The following is a 19,275-nucleotide window of genomic DNA, read 5'->3' as shown; positions in this document are numbered from 1 at the left end:
GACCAGGACCTCGTAGAAGACGGCGCGTTTGAACCACTCGGGATCGCGATCCTTGGCCGGTGTGTCCTCGAACGTATCCGGGACGGGCTCGTTGACGATCATGTGGTGGGTGACCCTCCGATCTGCGGTGAGGACGGTCGCAGGACGGTGAGGATGTGCGCGGGACTATGCCCTGGCTCAAGACGCACATAATTCGCCCTGCCCCAGTAGTAGGTCTCGCCGGTGAGCTCGTCGCGCACCGGCACGGACTCGTGCCAGTCCAGGCCGAGTTGTGGCATGTCCAACGAGACCGTCGCCTCCTGGGTGTGGTGGGGGTCGAGGTTGACCACCACCACAACCGTGTTCGAACCGCCTGTGCCGGTGGAATCCTTGGGGTCCGTGACCGACTTCGAGTACGCGATCACCGACTCCTGGTCCGTGTGGTGGAAGTGGATGTCGCGCAACTGGCGAAGGGCCGGACTGCGGCGCCTGATCGCGTTGAGCTTGCCCAGCAAGGGCGCGATGCTACGACCTTCACGCTCCGCCGACTCCCAGTCGCGCGGCCGGAGTTGGTACTTCTCGGAGTTCAGATACTCCTCGCTTCCGTCGCGCAACGGGGTGTTCTCGCAGAGTTCGAAACCGCTGTACACGCCCCACGTCGGCGACAGCGTCGCGGCGAGCACGGCCCGTAGCTCGAAGGCCGGCCGTCCGCCGTGCTGGAGGAACTCGTGCAGGATGTCCGGGGTGTTGACGAAGAAGTTGGGCCGCATGTACGCGGCCGCCTCGCCCGACAGCTCGGTCAGGTATTCGGTCAGCTCCTGCTTGGTGTTGCGCCAGGTGAAGTAGGTGTACGACTGCTGGAAGCCGGTCTTCGCCAGCGTGTGCATCATCGCCGGCCGGGTGAAGGCCTCCGCCAGGAAGATCACGTCCGGGTCGGTGCGGTTGATGTCCGCGATCACCTGCTCCCAGAACAGCACCGGTTTCGTGTGCGGGTTGTCGACGCGGAAGATCCGTACGCCATGGCTCATCCAGTACCGCAGCACCCGCAATGTCTCCTGGACCAGGCCCGGCATGTCCTTGTCGAAGGCGATCGGGTAGATGTCCTGGTACTTCTTCGGCGGGTTCTCGGCGTACGCGATCGTGCCGTCCGGACGGTGGTGGAACCAGTCCGGATGCTTCTGCACCCACGGGTGGTCGGGGGAGCACTGGAGCGCGAAGTCCAGGGCGATCTCCATGCCTTCGCGCTCCGCCCGGCGTACGAACGCGTCGAAGTCGTCGATCGTGCCGAGGTCCGGGTGGACGGCGTCGTGTCCGCCCTCCGGGGAGCCGATCGCCCAGGGCACGCCCACATCCGAACGGCTCGCCGACAGGCTGTTGTTGGGGCCCTTGCGGAAGGTGCTGCCGATGGGGTGGATCGGCGGGAGGTAGACGACGTCGAAGCCCATCCTCGCGATGGCGGGCAGGCGTTCGGCGGCGGTACGGAACGTGCCGTGCGGCCGCTCGGGCGTGCCCTCCGAGCGCGGGAAGAACTCGTACCAGGAGCCGTACAGGGCCCGTTCGCGCTCCACCTTCAGGGGTAGCGGCTCGGAGGATGTGACGAACTCGCGCAGCGGATGGCGGGCGAGGATCCGGTCCACCTCGGGGGTGAGGGCGGCGGCGAGGCGGGCCGAGGCGGGGCGTTCCATGTCGCGCAGCGCGGCGGCGGCCGTGCGGAGGGTGTCCCGGCGTCCCTTGCTCTTCGGCACCCCGGTGGCCGCCCGCTCGTACAGGCGCGCGCCCTCCTCCAGGACCAGTTCGGTGTCGATACCGGCCGGGATCTTGATCCCCGCGTGCCGGCGCCAGGTGGAGATGGGGTCGCCCCACGCCTCCACCGTGTACGTCCAGTGGCCCTCTTTCCCGGCGGACACTGTGGCGCCCCAGCGGTCGGTGCCGGGGGCCAGCTCGCGCATGGGGGTCCAGCGTCCTGTGCGGCCCTCCGGGTCCCGCAGGACGACGTTCGCGGCGACCGCGTCATGGCCCTCGCGGAAGACCGTGGCCGAGACCTCGAAGGCCTCACCGGCCACCGCCTTGGCGGGCCATCGGCCGTGGTCGACGATCGGGTGCACGTCGAGGAGGGGGATGCGGCCGATGGCCGTGGGGATCGCGGAGGTCGCGGAAGGCGTGGAGGTCGCGGCCGTCGCAGTGGGTTCGGTGGTCGCGGCCGTCGCTGTGGTTTCGGCAGGTGGTGCGACGGTCTCGGCGGAGGCGACGGTCTCCGTGGTCTTGATCGGTGCCGCAGGTGTCACGGGCGCCGCGGGTGTCACAGCTGCGGTAGGTGCCACAGGCGCCGCGGATATCACAGGCGCCGATGGCGCCGTGGTCTCTTCGGTCTCCGGAGCCGCGGCCGTCCTGCTGCCCGTGCCGGTCTCGGTCACGGTGCCGGTCTCGGTCACGGTGCCGGACTTGGTCTCGGTCACGGTGCTGCCGGTCTCGGCGGAGGGTTTCTCCGGCGTGCGACGACCGGCGTCGGCCCTGCGTATGGAGGGTGTGTCGGAGGAGGTCGTCGGGGGTGGCGACGAGTGGTGCGTGGCGGGCATGACCGCTCCTGTCCGCGTCAACGTGGGTGGGCGGATGAGGGTGTATGGAGGTGAGGTCTGCGGGTGTACCGGGGGAGCCTTCCCACCCTATTCGGGTGGGCAACCGGCACTTTGTTAACTACTCACGCGTATGTCTACACACAAGTCCGGCCTCGTCCGGTGGGGGCGAGGCCGGTACCTGTTCCCGCAGCGTGCTAGGGGGTACCGACCTGGAGCAGCCTGTTCGGAGAACCCAGACCCGCGCCCGAGATCTTCCCCGGAACCGCTTTTTTAACCAGGGCTTTGCCCACCTGGGCCGGGGTGGCCCTTACATGGTCGGCCAGATAGAGCGCGGCCGCACCCGCGACGTGCGGGCTCGCCATCGACGTACCCGAGAATGTCGCCTTCCCCGTGTCACTGGCGTACGACGCCGAGGTGATCGCCACGCCCGGTGCGAACAGGTCGAGCGAGGCGCCGGTGTTCGAGAAGCTCGCCCGCGCGTCCGTCCTGTCGCTGGCGCCGACGGTGAGGGCCTGCTTGACCCGGGCCGGGGAGTAGAGACCGGCCGGCAGCCCGTCGTTGCCCGCCGCGACCGCGTACGTCACGCCGGAGGCGATGGAGCTGCGTACGGCGGCATCCAGCTGCGTGTTGGCGTATCCGCCGAGGCTGATGTTGGCGACCGCCGGCTTCTTCGCGTGCTTCGTCACCCAGTCGATGCCCGCGATGACCTGCGCTGTTGTGCCGGAGCCGTTGTTGTCCAGGACGCGGACGGCGACGACCTTGGTTTTTTTGGCGATGCCGTACTTGGTGCCTGCGATGCTGCCGGCGACATGTGTGCCGTGTCCGTTGCCGTCCTGGGCGGCCCTGTCGTTTCCGACGAAGTCCCAGCCGTAGCTCGCCCGGCCGCCGAAGTCCTTGTGCGTGATCCGGATACCGGTGTCGATCACGTACGCCGTCACGCCCTTGCCCGCCGATTCGGGCCAGGTGTAGCCGCCGTCGAGCGGCAGGCTCGGGTCGTCGACGCGGTCGAGGCCCCAGGAAGGCGGGTTCGCCTGGCCCTCGACCGCCACCCTGGTGTCCTGCACGACCGAGGCCACGCGGGAGTCCGCCGCGAGCCGCCGGGCCTGCTTCTCGTTGACCTCCACCGCGTAGCCGTTGAGTGCCGTGCCGTAGGTGTGGCTGATTCTCGCCCCGTACTTCTCCGCGATGCTTTTGCCCGCTGGGGACGGTGCGTCTGTTCCCCCCTTGAGTGTCACGATGTAACTGTCACTGACGGAGCCGGGAGCACCGGCGCCGAGTATCTGCCCCTCCGGGGCGGCGTGCGCGGGCAGGGTGATGGCCGAAAGCACCGCGGCCGTCGCGACCGCGGTGAGACCTCCCGCCCGGCGCAGACGCCTGTGTCTCGCCTGTGCCATGACTTGAGTTCCCCTCCTCAATTCGGCGTACGCGGCCGGGGCCGGCCCGGTGCGGGCCGAGGTCGGGCGGTACGCCACTTGGAGCCTCTCGTGTGGTGCGAAGCGCCACAAGGCCACACAGGAGGGCGGAATCGGCCATACCGGCCATGGGGGACATGTGAAAGTTGCGGCGAATTTCCGCCGAAGTAACCGGGGGAGTGATCGCCGACGGCCCGGTTCTCACAGACCTCGATGCGCCGTAGTTGCGGAGGTACTCTCGCCGCTACCGTCGTGGGTGACGAAGGGCGCACAAGGACGTGCGTCCCCACTTGGCGCACGCCCTGGCTTCCGTCCTCCTGCCGCTTCCGTCCTCCGTTACGTTCTCCGTGAAGGTGGCAATCTCGTGAAGGCAATCCGTCGGTTCACCGTCCGCCCCGTACTCCCCGAAGCCCTTCACCCGCTCAGTGACCTGGCACGCAACCTGCGCTGGTCCTGGCATGCCGAGACCCGCGATCTCTTCCAGTCCGTCGACCCCGAGCGCTGGGCCGCCTCCGACGGCGACCCTGTACGTCTGCTCGGCAGTGTGTCGCCCGGGCGTTTCGCGGAACTCACCGAGGACCGGCGTTTCCTGCGCCGGCTTGCCGCGGCCTCCGACGATCTGCGCGACTACGTGACCGGCGACCGCTGGTATCAGACCCAGACGAAGACCCCCGAACTGCCCGCCGCCATCGCCTACTTCTCGCCCGAGTTCGGCATCACGGCCGCGCTGCCGCAGTACTCCGGGGGCCTCGGCATCCTCGCGGGTGACCATCTGAAAGCAGCCAGTGATCTGGGTGTGCCGCTGATCGGCGTGGGGCTGCTGTACCGGCACGGCTATTTCCGGCAGTCCCTGTCCCGGGACGGCTGGCAGCAGGAGCACTATCCGGTCCTGGACCCGAACGAGCTGCCCGTGGTGCCGCTGCGCGAGAGCGACGGCTCACCGGCCCAGGTCTCGCTGGCCCTGCCAGGCGGGCGCGCGCTGCGGGCCCGGGTCTGGCTGGCGCAGGTCGGCCGGGTGCCGCTGCTGCTGCTCGACTCCGACGTGGAGGAGAACGACCTCGGGGAACGCGGGGTGACCGACCGGCTGTACGGCGGCGGCAGCGAGCACCGGCTGCTGCAGGAGATGCTCCTTGGCATAGGAGGGGTGCGCGCGGTACGGACGTACTGTCGGCTGACGGGCCATGCGCAACCTGAGGTGTTCCATACGAACGAGGGGCACGCGGGGTTCCTGGGCCTTGAGCGGATCGCCGAACTCTCCGACGGGGGACTGGACTTCGAGGCCTCGCTGGAGTCGGTCAGGGCCGGCACGGTCTTCACCACCCACACCCCCGTCCCCGCCGGAATCGACCGCTTCGACCGTGAGCTGGTCGCCCGCCACTTCGGTCCGGACGCCGAACTCCCGCGCATCGACGTGGAACGCGTCCTGGCACTGGGCATGGAGACCTACCCCGGCGGCGAGCCGAACCTCTTCAACATGGCGGTGATGGGGCTGCGGCTCGGCCAACGCGCCAATGGCGTCTCGCTGTTGCACGGTCACGTCAGCCGGGAGATGTTCTCGGGCCTGTGGCCGGGCTTCGACCCGGACGAGGTGCCGATCACCTCGGTGACCAACGGCGTGCACGCGCCGACCTGGGTGGCGCCGGAGGTCTTCCGGCTCGGGGCCCGGCAGATCGGCGCCCAGCGCGCCGAGGACGCGATGACGGTCGGCGGCTCGGAGCGCTGGGACGCCGTGGCCGACATCGCCGACCAGGAGATCTTCGATCTGCGGCGCGTCCTGCGCGAGCAACTGGTGGTGGAGGTACGGGAGCGGCTGCACGCGTCCTGGCGGCAGCGCGGCGCCGGCAGTGCCGAACTGGGCTGGATCGACGGCGTGTTGGACCCCGACGTCCTCACCATCGGTTTCGCGCGGCGCGTCCCCTCGTACAAACGCCTGACCCTGATGCTGCGTGACCGCGACCGGTTGATGGATCTGCTGCTGCACCCCGAGCGGCCGATCCAGATCGTCATCGCGGGCAAGGCCCACCCCGCCGACGACGGCGGCAAGCGCCTGATCCAGGAGCTCGTCCGGTTCGCGGACGACCCGCGGGTACGCCACCGCATCGTGTTCCTGCCCGACTACGGAATGGCGATGGCGCAGAAGCTGTACCCGGGCTGCGACATCTGGCTGAACAACCCGCTGCGTCCGCTGGAGGCCTGCGGCACGTCCGGCATGAAGGCCGCGCTCAACGGCTGCCTCAACCTGTCCGTCCTGGACGGTTGGTGGGACGAGTGGTTCCAGCCCGACTTCGGCTGGGCGATCCCGACGGCCGACGGTACGGCGACCGACGACGACCGCCGTGACGACCTGGAGGCGGCGGCGCTGTACGACCTGCTGGAGCAGCGGGTCACCCCGCGCTTCTACGAGCGCGGCCAGGGCGGCCTGCCCGACCGCTGGATCGAGATGGTCCGCCAGACCCTGACCCACCTCGGCCCGAAGGTTCTGGCGGGCCGGATGGTCCGCGAGTACGTGGAACGCCTGTACGCCCCCGCCGCCCGCGCCCACCGCTCCCTCACCCCGGACACCGCCCGCGAACTGGCCGCCTGGAAGTCCCGCGTCCGCTCGGCCTGGCCGCGGGTCACCGTCGACCACGTCGAGGCCACCTCCGCCACGACCACCGCCGAACTCGGCACCACCCTCTCCCTCCACGTCCGCGTCGGCCTCGGCGACCTCACCCCCGACGACGTCGAGGTCCAGGCCGTCGCAGGCCGCGTCGACTCCGACGACCACATCGCCGACGCGGTGTCCGTACCACTGAAACCGGCAGGCGGCCCGGACGGGGAGGGCCGCTGGTCGTACGAGGGCCCACTGTCCCTGGACCGGACAGGGCCTTTCGGCTACACGGTACGGATCCTGCCCGCGCATCGGCTGCTTGCGTCGGGCGCGGAACTGGGGCTTGTGGCGGTTCCTTCGGAGGAACTGGGGGAGGCGGCGGGGGTGTTGATGCGGTGAGCGTTATCTGCATGGGCGAGGGCCGGGCGCTTTTGGCTAGATATGCGTCCGGTCCAGGCGGGGGTCGATCCAACGCGCCGTTCACTCGCAAAAGCACAGGTCGGAAGGGTGCCTCGGATAGACCCGGCGTAATGGTTGAGTGCACCGTCAGCGTCGCTGCTCGAGATGGGTGTCCGAACCGGCCCAGCCGTCGCGCTGGTGACCTCTACCGTTCGCGGGTGCGGGTGCGGCCCGATGCGTTTCGCGTCGGGCCGCACCCGGTCGGCTACCGGCACCGCGAGCGCCTGTCCCGCTGTCCGGGCGGTGGTGTCAGCCGATGGCCTGTCGGGCCTGCCACCCGCTGGACGCTCCCATGATCTCGGTGCCGCTGCCGGAGAGGGCCGTCCTGCTGCCGAGATGGATGCGTAGGGAGCCGTTGGCATAGAGGGCCCATATGTCGGGGATGAGGTCGCCGTTGACGTCGGGGGTACCCAGGATTTGGGGGATGGCGGTGCTGGACCAGCCGGAAGCCGCGTACTCGGTGTCGTGTCCGCCCTCCGCATTGGCCTCCGAGGCCAGGGAGTTGAGGTCCACTCCGCCGGCCGCCCGCTTGATGCCCGTACGGAGCAGGAGCCGTCCGGTCGCGTCGGTGCGGTAGAGCAGGTCGGTGACGCCGTCGCCGCTGATGTCCTGGGCAAGGACGATGTCCCTCGCGGCCCAAGGTGTGGCGGAGAGCTGCGTGGCCTGCTCGATGGTCGCGCCGCTGTATCCGGTCAGGGCCCAGAGTGTGTCGCCGATGGTGACGATGAAGTCGGTTTTGCCGTCTCCGGTGGCATCGCCCGCGGAGACGATCTGGGTGAAGGTGCCGGGGTCGGGGGCTCCGGACGGGAGGAGGATCTCGCGGCGTTGGTCGATGTTCACGGCGCCGTAGCCGTCGCCGGGGTAGACCCACAGTTTGCCCTCGACGCGCACGACGAGGTCCTGGAGCCCGTCGCCTCCGTAGATGTCTCCGTTGTGAGTGATGAGCGCATTGTCGAAGTGCCCGGACGGCGCGGCGACATGGACGGGAAGGTTGTCGCCGTTGGGGTCCTTGTCCGGGTTGCCGCGGTAGGCGCCGGACATGCCGTAGTCCAGGTCTCCGGTGCCTTTGGTGAGGTCGGTGGTTGCCTGTGAGGGGTAGAGGACGAGGCGGCCGTCCTCGGTGACGGTGAAGAGATCAGGCAGTTTGTCGCCGGTGAAGTCGCCCGGGGAATCGGCTTGGCTGCTCGGCGTCGCGTAGAAGAGGTATTTGTTCGGTTCGGAGACGTTGCCGGCCCCGTCGACGGTCCGTACGAACAGCACGTTGGGCCCGGCGGTCGGGGGTTTGGCGTTCGTGATCTTCCCACTGACCAGCGTCGAGGTACCGGCTGTGCGGGGCAGGGAGGAGGGGTAACTCGGGGAGTTGAAGCCGTACTCGTAGCGCACCACGTCGGTATTGAGCGCGCGGAAGGTGAAGGAGCCCGCGGTGCCGAACTTGGTGGTGCTCCAGATGGTGTCCTCGGGCTCGGTGCTGAATCCGTTCTGGTTCGCGTCGGCGTTGGGGAAGTCCGTGGAGGTCACTATGGGCGGCCTTGGCGCGGCGGTGTCCAGGACGAACCGGCAGGGGGTGTTCTTCGGGGAATAGGCAGAGCTGGAACCGGCGTCGTCGAAAGATCTCACCCGCCAGGAGTACACCGTGTTGTTCGTCAGCTTGCTGGTGGGGAATGCGGTGGTGGTGACGCGGGCGGTATCGGTGTCCCCGCCCACGGACTTCTTGCCGGTGGTCTTCAGCAGGTCACCCGTGGTGTTCCATTTTCCGAGCGCCCACAGATCGAAGTCCAGGTAGTTGAGGTTGCGGTCCTTGTCGGTCGCCGAAGCGGTGAAGGTGATGTCGCCGGCTGCTATGCGGACGTACGGCTCAGTGGTGGTGCACCTGGCATCGGGTCCCAGATCCAGAGAAGTGGGCGCGCCCGGACGGCGGTTGTAGTTGATTTCGAGATAGGGCGCGTTGTCGCCGTTCGCGGCGAACTTCTTCCAGGAGTACTGGGAGTCCTCGTTCACCGCGCGCATGCCGAAGGTGATGCTGTCCGCGCCCTTGTCGGCCGCTTTCTGGGCGGATTTCTTGACGTCGAAGGTCTCGTACGCGTCCCGGCAGCCGGAGTTGTAGCCGTGGGCGAAACTCCGCGTGGTGATCTTGTTGCCGTCGTTGAGCTTCGGAGCGTTCTTCCAGTTGGTCTTCGAGTTGATCTCACCGGTGAGGTGCACGCTCATGGCCCGGTCGGTGCATGACCAGGAGTACGTCTCCAGAAGGCGCAGGGTGGCCTTGGTGATGACCGCGCCCTTGAGGGAACTGTCGAAATCGATGTTGAGGAACGACCGGGAGGTACCCCAGGTGTCGGACTCGAAGCCGACCCGTGCCTCGTGCGTGCCGCCCTTGTTGAAACCCTTGCCGTTGTAGAAGGTGGCGTTCGGGTACCGGTTGTAGACCGTGGTCCAGTTCTGCACATGCTTCTTGACCGAAGGGTCGATGAAGACCGGGAAGACCGTGGACGGGTCGGACAGCAGGTCCGCGTCCGGGGTGATGAGCCATTTTCCGCCGGCGAGAGCCGCCTCGACCAACGCACCGTGAGAGTCGGGGGACGGTCCGTCGAGGCCTGGCAGGGACAGGGTGGCGGCCGACCCGGCCTGAGAGGGCGCGGGGGTCGGTTCGGCAGGGACAGGAGGCGCTGGTGAGTCCGAGACGGGCGGAACTGATTCGTCGCTCGCGGACGGCAGTTCTTCGGGGTACGGGTCGGTCTGCTCGTCGGTCTCCGGATCGGCTTCCGGACCGGTACTTTCCGGGGCGGACGGAGTCTCTTCGGGGGTCGCCGTCTCGGAGGGCAGGACCTCGGGTGCGGTGGGCTGCGCGGTGGCGCCGACTCCGCCGTCGGTCACGGCCGGGTTCCCGGCGTTGTCCCACATCACCGGGGAGGGGGACATGGCGACCTCGTCGCCGTCGCGGTTCTCGGCACTGACGATGCCGGACACCGGGCTGAGCCGGAAGGTGAGGGTGGGCGAGGACAGGCCGTAGGCGAGCTGGGTGACACGGGGGTCCGCGGCGGCGGCGCGGGTCTTCACCACGAGGAGTTGGGAGAACCCGTCGTCGTCCGCGGTGAGTACCAGGTCCGCTCCGGGCAGGATCTCCGGATACAGCGCCCGGTTGGTGTCGATGATCGGCTGGGGGATGGGGCCGGGCCAGGTGAGCTGGATGTCGTGCCCGTCGGAATGCAGGGTGACGAGCGGACTGTCGGCCTCGGCATCGGCCACAGCCACGGCATCGTCCGCGGTCGTGGTCTTGAGCAGTGCGACCCGGCGTACCGTCCCGCGCGACGCGCGCTCCTCGCGGCCCCCCTCACTCTCGGACCCGGCGGAGAACACCATCCCAGTGTTGGTGGCCGCGGGCTCCCAGCCCCGGCTCGTACGGTGCAGCGACCGGTCGATCGGTTTCCACACCCCGTCGACCTTGGCGCGGATGGGGGAGACGTAGATCCGGCGGGCCATCTGGCCGTCAGGGCGCGCCCATGTGGTGGTGTCAGGCGTACGCAGCGAGGTGACCTCGACCGCCTCGCCCGATTTCGCCGCCTCGGTGATCGCGTCGCTCTCGCTCACCGCCCGGGCGGCCGAAGGCGCGGGTGACGTGGTCTGCGGCTCAGGATCGGCGAGCCGTATTCCCGCGTAGGTCAGCCCGGTTGCCGCGATCGCGGCAGCACAGGCCAGGGCAATGGTGCGCTGGCCCGGCAGTCGGGTTCGGCGTTGTGACATGAGTGAGGCCCCTCCCCCCTCGGCCCCGGCGTACGGCGGGTCGCCGACCGGGGATATGGAGCCCCCCGCGCGGGCCTGAGCACACGAGATGAGCGAGCAGATCATGACCCATGAGTGACTGGCCGTCACCCTGCGGAAACGGAGGAGGTCTTCCGTACCCGCCGAGGCGGCCCGTCCGTGACGCTCCCTCAGATACGGCGTATCCCTCCCGTGGAGGGGAGGAAGCGGTCGTATCCCTCCAAAGAGTGGGAGGAATTGATCATGAAAGCGACCCGCTGGGGGGCTAGATCCGATTGATCGATGATCTGGCGCGATGTGCTCATGCGGACATCTATCGACCGCTTCCCTGAGTCTGGTCTGTAATTGATTCATTACGTGAAGTGACGATCATCACTTGATCATTATTTCTCTGGCCTTTCGTCACAACTCCCCCACAGAATCGGCGCGTCTTGCACGACGTCCCGTGCGGCCCACCCCGGTGCCGCGCTCACTGGTCCGGGGGGATCCTGGCGTGTCTCGCCTCTCTGAAACTCGCCGTCGTTGGCGCCGTGTCCGCCACACCGTGGTGCCCGCCCTCGGTCTCGCCCTGCTGGTGGGGCTGCTGCCCACGCAGGCGTTGGCGATGCCGCCCGACCCGAACAAGGTCGGGCGTGAGGAGCTTGTCCTGGAGCAACTCGCCCAGGAGAAGCCCGTTCCAGGTAAGGCCGCGAGTGAGAATCTCGACAGTCTGAGGGCCGCCGATGTGCCCAAGGACCTCGGCGCGGCGCCTGCGGGCACGACCACTGTCCCCCTCAAGGATTTCGGGAAGATCGACTTCGGTTCCGTCCCGGCGCCAGCGTCCGCGCGCACCAGCAGTGCGACCCCGGCCGCCGCCACTCCGGTCGAGGACCTGCCGGTCAGTCTCGGGCAGGCGACCGGTCAGGCGGCACCGACCGGTATCTGGCAGGTCACGGTCGCCGGCCGGCCGGAGACGGTGGCGCAGGGTGTGGACGGCGCCGTGGTGACGCTGCAGGCCCCGGCCGTCGGAGCGGTGCCGGTGTCCGTGCGGTTCGACTACAAGAAGTTCAAGAACCTCTACGGCGCGGACTGGGCTTCGCGCCTGCGCTTCGTGCAGTTCCCCCCGTGCTATCTGACGACGCCCGACGTGGAGGACTGCCAGGCGTACGAGGAACTGGAGACGGTCAACGACACCGGCACCGGCACGGTGACCGCGACGGTGGACCCGGCCGCCGACAGCACAGCCACACCGCCCACCGCGTCGACGACCGAGCGCGACAAGGGCTCAGGCGTCGTACAGGCCGGATACCGCGACCAGGTGGCGGAAGCAGCAGGGGCAGGCACCGCTGTTCTCGGCGTCACCGACTCCGGTGCGGGCGACGGTGGTTCGTTCAAGGCGAGTCCGCTGGCGTCCAGCGGGAAGTGGGCGGCCGGCGGTTCGTCCGGCTCCTTCTCCTGGTCGTATCCGCTGACCGTTCCGCCGACGCCGGCCGGTCCCTCCCCGAACATCTCCTTCGAGTACGACTCGCAGGAGGTGGACGGCAGGACCGCGGTCTCCTCGGGGCAGTCGTCGTGGATCGGCGAGGGATGGAACTACGAGCCCGGGCACATCGAGCGGCGCTACCGCTCCTGCAAGGACGACACCAAGACCCTCAAGGCGGGCATACCCAACAACACCGCCGCGAAGAACAAGACGTTCGACCTGTGCTGGGTGTCGTACAACGCGGTGATGTCGCTGAACGGCCGGACCACCGAACTGGTCCGGGTGGGCGGCACCGACACCTACCGCCCGCAGAACGACGACGGCACCCGCGTCGAGCTCAGGACCGGCGCCACCAATGACGACAACAACGGCGAGTACTGGGTGGTCACCACCCCCGACGGCACGACGTACTACTACGGCCTGAACGCCGTCGGTGGCGGTCACGCGAACACCGGCTCGGTCTCCACCGTCCCCGTCTACAGCAATCACCCCGAGGAACCCTGCCACGCCGCCGCCTTCGCCGACTCCCGCTGCGGAGCGGGCAAGCAGGAGGCCTGGCAGTGGGGCATGGACAAGGTCGTCGACGTCCACGGCAACGCCATGGTCGTCAACTGGAATCAGGAGAGCAACTACTACTCGGTCAACAAGAAGTTCAAGTCACCGGAGAACTACGACCGGGCCGCGTACCCCGTCTCGATCGAGTACGGGATGCGTACCTCCGACCTGACCAAGCCGTCGGCCACCGTCACGTTCGACGTCAAGCAGCGCTGCCTCCAGTCGGCAACCGCCTGTGATTCGGCGAACTTCGCCAAGACCGACGACCCGGGCGCCTACCGCGTCTGGTGGGACACCCCGGGCAACCTCAACTGCAAGTCCACGTCCAAACTGTGCCCCGCCTTCCCGTCGTTCTGGACCCAGTTGCGCCTGGACTCGGTGACGACGAAGGCCGCACGCCCGGGCCAGACCGTACTGGGCAAGGTGGACACGTACACCCTCCACCAGTCCTTCCCGGCCGACTGGTACGACACTTCGCCCGGCCTGTGGCTCAACTCCCTGACCCGCACCGGCTTCGCCCCCGGTGACACCAAGGGGACCGTCCAGTCCGCGGACGGCGTCAGCTTCGCCCAGTACACGGTGGGCACCGACTCTCCGCTCAAGTCGTGGCTGAAGGACCGTCAGCTGCCCAACCTCGTCCCCTCCGGTGCCACTGACAAGCGCCCCGGCTTCACCCGCCCGCGCATCGGCGTCGTCTCCACCGAGAACGGCGGCGACATCGAGGTGGAGTACACCGGCGGCTGCTCCGTCGAACCCGCCACCGATAAGGGGAAGGCCAACGGCACCTGCTATCCGGTCAGGTGGTCCCCGGACGGGGAGGAGAAGACGCCGGCCAAGGCCTGGTTCAACAAGTACGTCGTCGCCAAGGTCACCGAAACCGACAAGGTCACCACGCACACCAGGCCGGTCGTGACCTCGTACGCGTACACCTCACCGGCCTGGGACAAGACCGACGACGAGTTCACCCGCCCGTCGCTGCGCACGTACAGCGTCTGGCGCGGCTACCGGCAGGTCGCCACGACCAAGGGCGGCTCCACCGCCAACGATCTCGACCCGGATCCGGCGTCGTACTCCGTCACCCGGTACTTCCAGGGCACGGGGGGTGCCGTAAAGGACTCCAAGGGTGCGGTGGAACTCGTCGCCGACGACGCGTTGCAGTTCGCCGGGATGTCCGCGGAGACCCTCACCTACGACCAGGCGGGCGCGGGACGCCGTCTCCTCAAGCGCGCCCTGACCTTTCCCAAGTCCAAGCAGACCGCGTCCCGCGCCCGCGAGGCCGAGGACGGCACCGACCTCGACCCGCTGCTCGCCCAGCGCACCTGGGTGGCGCGCACCGACGCCGTCCAGACGGTCGGCAACAGCTGGCAGACCGTCCGGACCGAGACCACGATGGAAGACACCTACGGTCTGCCCACCCAGGTGGAGATGTCGGTCGTCAAGCCCAACGGCACCGGCGAAACCCTGAGCAACCAGGTGTGCGTGCGGACGTCGTACGTCCACAACATCACCGCCTGGATCATCGGGAAGACCAAGGAAGCGCGCTCCACGGCGACACCGTGTTCCGCATTCGACACCGCGGACCCGGCCACCCAGCTGCTGAGCTCGGTACGTACCTCGTACGACAACCAGGCCTGGGGCGAGGCGCCGACCAAGGGCCTGGAGACCTCGGTCGCGGACATCAACGGCGAGGGCACCGCCCACTCCGTAGTGACCACCAGCACCTACGACACCCTGGGCCGGATCCGGAAGGTCACCGCGCCCCTGACCGGCACCACCGAGACCGTCTACACCCCCGCCGACGGCGGCCCTGTCACCGCTGTCAAGAACATCAACTCCAAAGGGCACGCCTCCACCACGACGTACGATCCCGGCCGTGCCCTGGCGTTGACCGCCACGGACGCCAACGGCCGCGTCACACGCAACGAGTACGACGCGCTCGGCAGGCTGGTCAAGGGCTGGTCCCCCTCCCGCTCGTCGGGTGGGAAGTCCCCGGACACCGAGATCGTCTACCAGACGGCCGTCGCGACCCCCGCGGAGACCAAACCGGCCGCGGTCACGGTCAAGACTCTCAAGGACGACGGCGGGTACGCCAGCCAGGTCACCATCTACGACGGCCTGATGCGTGAGGTGCAGACCCAGAGCGAGGCGCTCGGCGCGGGCCGGGTCGTCACCGACACCAAATACAACGAACACGGCCTGGTCCGGGAGCAGACCAGCGGCTACCTGGCCAAGGGCAACCCGGAAGCCAAGCTGTTCGCCCGCATATCGGAGACGTTGGTCCCGAGCAAGACCAGGACCCAGTACGACGGCCAGGAACGCGTGGTCCGCGCGTCGCTCTACTACGGCGGCACCTACCAGAACGCCACCGTCAGCACTTACGACGACACCACCGTCACCATCGATCCCGCCGGCTCGACCACCCCGACCACCAAGAGCTTCACCGACGCGCTCGGCCGGGTCACCTCGATCACGCACTACACCGCCACCGCCACCGCCACCGTCGGCACCGAGGCGGGGCGGACGACCAGGTACACCTACGACGCGCGGGGCAACCGCACCAAGGTCACCGACCCGGCCGACAACGTCTGGTCCTACGTGTACGACGTCCGTGGTCGCCTGAAGAAGTCCACCGACCCGGACACCGGCGACTCCTTCTCGGAATACGACGAAGCCGACCGCAAGATCAAGACCACCGACGCGCTCGGCAAGAGCGTCTACACCCAGTACGACGAGCTGGACCGTCCTGTCGCCGTCCGCGAGGGATCGGCCGCCGCGGCACCGATCAAGGAATTCTCCTACGACATGGCCGGCGCGCTCGGCCTGCCCGTCGCCTCGACCAGCCACGACCCGTCCGGTGACTACATCAACCGCATCACCGGCTACGACACCGACTACCAGGTCACCGGCCGTGACACCGTGGTGCCCGCCAACGCGATGACCGCCGGCCTGTCCGGCACCTACACGTACGCGTACACCTACACCCCGACCGGCAAACCCCAGTCCGTCACGCTCCCGGCCAAGGGTGGCCTGGCAGGCGAGAAGGTCGTCACCCGCTACAACACCGACGGCCTGCCGGAGTCCACGTCAGGTGCCAACTGGTACACCTCCGACGTCACTTACTCCCCGTACGGCGAAGCGCTGCGCTCCGTCAGCGGATCGCAGCCCTCGCGGGTCTGGACGACCAACTTCGTCGACCAGCACTCCGGAAGCCTCCAGCGCACACTCACCAACCTCGAATCGGTCGGCAGCACCCCGATCTCCGACAGCTACTACTCGTACGACACCTCGGGCACCGTCACCTCCAACGCCCGCAAACTCACCGACACCACCGGCACCACCTGGGACAACCAGTGCTACACGTACGACGCACTGGGTGAGCTGGTCCACGCCTGGACCTCCAACATCACCCCCAACAACTCCGGAACGGGCTGCCGTTCGTCCGGCGGCACCAACTGGGGCCCCACATCCGACGGCGCGCCCAGCAGCGGCCCGGTCGCCGACGCCGCTTCGACGGCCGACGCCATCACCAGCCCCAGCGCCGCACTGACCGCCTCACTGGCCGCGGCCGCCCCCGCCACCGGCACGGTCTCCACGACATCCACCAGTGCCACCGCCTACCGCCAGTCCTTCACCTTCGACTGGCTCGGCAACCGCGCCACCCTCACCGAACACAACACCGCCGACGCCACCAAGAACGTCACCCTCAAGTACGGCTACGGCATCCAGGTGACCGGCAAGGGCCTGGTCCAGCCGCACACCCTCTCCGCGATCACCTCCACGACCGCGGGACAGGGCAGCACCTACATCAACAACGGTGTAGGCAACACCACGGACCGCGACCTGACGGGCACCACCCAGGACCTGGACTGGAGCACGGAGAACAAGCTCCGCACGGTCACCGTCAACGGCGTCAAGACGACGTACATCTACGACGCTGACGGCAACCGCATCCTGGAGAACTCGCCCACCGGCTCCACCCTGTACCTGGGCGAGACCGAGCTGACCACCGACTCCACCGGCAAGATCACCCGCTCCTCCCGCGCGTACGCCCAGGGCGGCGCCCCCGCCGTTGTCCGCACCACCATCAACGGCGCGACCACGGGCCACAAACTCAACGTCCTCATCACCGACCAACTCGGCACCGCCAACACCACGGTCGAGCTCAGCGGTACTCAGCCGGTCACCCGACGCGCCTTCAAGCCGTACGGAGAGGCCCGCGGCCCCAAGCCCACCACCTGGCCGAACAAACGCAGTTACCTGGGCGTCGGCATCGACGACGCGGCGACCGGCCTCACCCATATCGGCGCCCGCGAGTACGACCAGGCGGCTGGCCGTTTCCTCTCCGCCGACCCGGTCATGGACATCGCCGACCCGCTCCAGATGAACGGCTACGCGTACAGCAACAACAGCCCCATCAGCAACAGCGATCCCACCGGCCTCATGCGCGCATACATGGGCGGGTCGACATCCGGAAAAAGCGGCAACAACGACGACGACGGGGGCGACCCACCGCCGCCGCCGACATCAGGTACGCCGAACACGGTCACGTACACGGTCACCAAGACCGTCACGGTGACCAAGCCCGCCCCCTGCGACTGGAAGTGCAAGGCCAAGGGCTGGCTGTCGAAACATGTCACGGTTGTCACCATCGTCACCGAGATCGTCGTCGGTGTGGCATGCGGAGCTGTCGCGGTCGGCGCCGGCGCGGCCACGGCGGGCGCGGGCGCGGTAGCGGTCGGAGCGGCATGCGGAGCCATCGCGGGCGCGGCGGCCGGAGCTGTCGGCAACGCCCTTGACCCCAAAGCCGATCACAGCATCGGCGGATACGCGTCCGCTGTCGGCACCGGCGCCGCCGTCGGAGCCGTCAGCTCGGTCATCGGCGGAGCCATTGGCAAGGCCGCGGCCAAGGGCGTCAAAGCGGTCGGCTCAAAACTCCTGGGAAAAACAGGCGGGACCAAGGCAGCTGCCACCAAGACAGGCGTCACCCAGTGCTTCCTCGCCGGCACCCCGGTCCTCCTCGCCGACGGCACCTCGAAGAACATCGAGGACATCGAGGTCGGCGACAAGGTCCTCGCCACCAACCCGACCACGGGTGAAACAAGCGCTCAGCCCGTCACGGAACTCCTCCCGTCCGAAGGCGACAAGGAGCTCAACGAGCTCACCATCGCCACGGACGACGGAAAAAAGAAGATCACGGCCACGGCCGAGCACCCCTTCTGGGTCCCCAAGGAAAACGCCTGGGTCAACGCCGCCGACCTCACCCCAGGCACCACCCTCAGCACCCCCGACGGCACCACCGCCAAGATCACCAACAACCGCCCCTACACGGACCACGTCCGCACCTACAACTTCACCGTCGCCAAACTCCACACGTACTATGTGCTGGCGGGGGCTACGCCGGTCTTGGTGCACAATACGTGCGGCGACGATCCTGCGGTCCTGTATCGATCTCCTGGGACGGGCAAGAAGGCCAGCGAGGCCGATGGCCTGAATGCAGCCAATCATGGCGGTGACCATCCGACTGCGTATCTCTCTAATCTGCCTGAGGGTGCGGCGCACTATGCGGGCAATGGTCACGATCTAGGGATGCACGTGTTTACCATGAAACCGGGATTTCGAGAGGCATTCGGAGACCTGGAATTCCCGCTAGAGAATTCGATGGGGTTGACTGAGGGGCTGACCGAATGGAGGATCCCGGCGGGACAGTTCGATGAGTTCAACTCCTACATTGATCATGCCTTGACGGAATGGTGGGATGCGGCCGACGGTCACTTCTTCCCGCCGCCGGGATCGATACATTCTCCGTGATACTGCTGGAGTGGGATGATTCTGGGGGAGGGTCGTCCCGCTCACTGCAAGGAAAGTTGGAGTTTAAGGTGACTGAGTCTGGCGGTTCTGAGCGGTTCGCTCGCTTCGTAGAGCGCCTGAGCTTGGCGCTTGGCGCAGCTGTAGAGGTTCGTGAGGTTGTGCCGCGCGTCCCAGCCGACGGGCGAGTCTACTCACTAATATTTGCGAATAAGCCGCAGCTGGGGTTTGTGACCGGGATTACCTACGGGCTCTCGCCGTTGATCGATTCGCCAGCTTCGGGGCGAGAGCTTTGCATTTCTATGCGCTCGGACGATCTGGAGTGGGCGATGGTTCCAGCGATCACTGTGGCTGCCTTGCGTGGCTTGTGCCCTTTTGAGCCCGGGATGGTGATTGGGTACAAGAAGCCATATGTTGAAGGCTCTGGCTTGAGTAGTCTTCTGCTGGGGACGCCTGAATCCAGGCTAATGATGGACCGCAGGATTGATCTTGGAGTCTTGCCGGGGCGCGACGCCGATGATTTTGTAGAGCTCGTTGGGGCGTATCCGATCTATCCATCGGAGAGGAATTTTTTCCACACTCACGGGGCTGAAATGGCATGGAACTCTGAATGGGACCCAACTGATCCGATTCGATCCGCCTTGGTATGACTGCTGCGGCCCCACCGGAAGTATCTCCGGC

The 19,275-nt window shown here is 67.6% G+C and carries 6 protein-coding genes; 3 read left to right on the top strand and 3 right to left on the bottom strand.

What is annotated here, in order from left to right; all coding sequences use genetic code 11:
* Positions 1 to 98: 98 nt before the first annotated feature.
* Together AB0N66_RS06200 and AB0N66_RS06195 are read right to left on the bottom strand one after the other, a co-directional pair.
* Positions 99 to 2,555, bottom strand: a complete 2,457-nt coding sequence (locus tag AB0N66_RS06200; protein ID WP_365429455.1) for an alpha-1,4-glucan--maltose-1-phosphate maltosyltransferase — start codon at positions 2,553 to 2,555, stop codon at positions 99 to 101.
* 194 nt (positions 2,556 to 2,749) lie between these two features.
* On the bottom strand, positions 2,750 to 3,949 hold the full coding sequence (locus tag AB0N66_RS06195; protein WP_365429452.1) for a S8 family peptidase: 1,200 nt from the start codon (positions 3,947 to 3,949) through the stop codon (positions 2,750 to 2,752).
* 382 nt (positions 3,950 to 4,331) lie between these two features.
* Here AB0N66_RS06195 and glgP point away from each other — a divergent pair, with 382 nt between their 5' ends.
* On the top strand, positions 4,332 to 6,956 hold the full coding sequence (gene glgP / locus AB0N66_RS06190) for an alpha-glucan family phosphorylase (RefSeq protein ID WP_365429449.1): 2,625 nt from the start codon (positions 4,332 to 4,334) through the stop codon (positions 6,954 to 6,956).
* A gap of 309 nt (positions 6,957 to 7,265) precedes the next feature.
* On the opposite strand, the gene AB0N66_RS06185 is transcribed toward glgP, so the two are convergent.
* A complete protein-coding gene (locus AB0N66_RS06185; RefSeq protein ID WP_365429446.1) occupies positions 7,266 to 10,754 on the bottom strand; it encodes a DNRLRE domain-containing protein in 3,489 nt (1,162 codons plus the stop codon).
* A gap of 622 nt (positions 10,755 to 11,376) precedes the next feature.
* Between AB0N66_RS06185 and AB0N66_RS06180 the strand changes: the two genes are divergently transcribed.
* Positions 11,377 to 18,597 (top strand): polymorphic toxin-type HINT domain-containing protein, encoded by a 7,221-nt coding sequence (locus tag AB0N66_RS06180; RefSeq protein WP_365429495.1) that lies wholly within the window; start codon positions 11,377 to 11,379, stop codon positions 18,595 to 18,597.
* Positions 18,594 to 19,244, top strand: a complete 651-nt coding sequence (locus AB0N66_RS06175; protein ID WP_365429443.1) for a hypothetical protein — start codon at positions 18,594 to 18,596, stop codon at positions 19,242 to 19,244. Before AB0N66_RS06180 ends, AB0N66_RS06175 begins: the two co-directional genes overlap by 4 nt.
* Positions 19,245 to 19,275: the final 31 nt, after the last annotated feature.

Source organism: Streptomyces sp. NPDC093544 (assembly GCF_040683495.1).
In the GTDB taxonomy this organism is placed as follows: Bacteria; Actinomycetota; Actinomycetes; order Streptomycetales; family Streptomycetaceae; genus Streptomyces.
The sequence above is the reverse complement of the archived record's forward strand: the minus strand, read 5'-3'. Positions and strand labels throughout refer to the sequence as shown.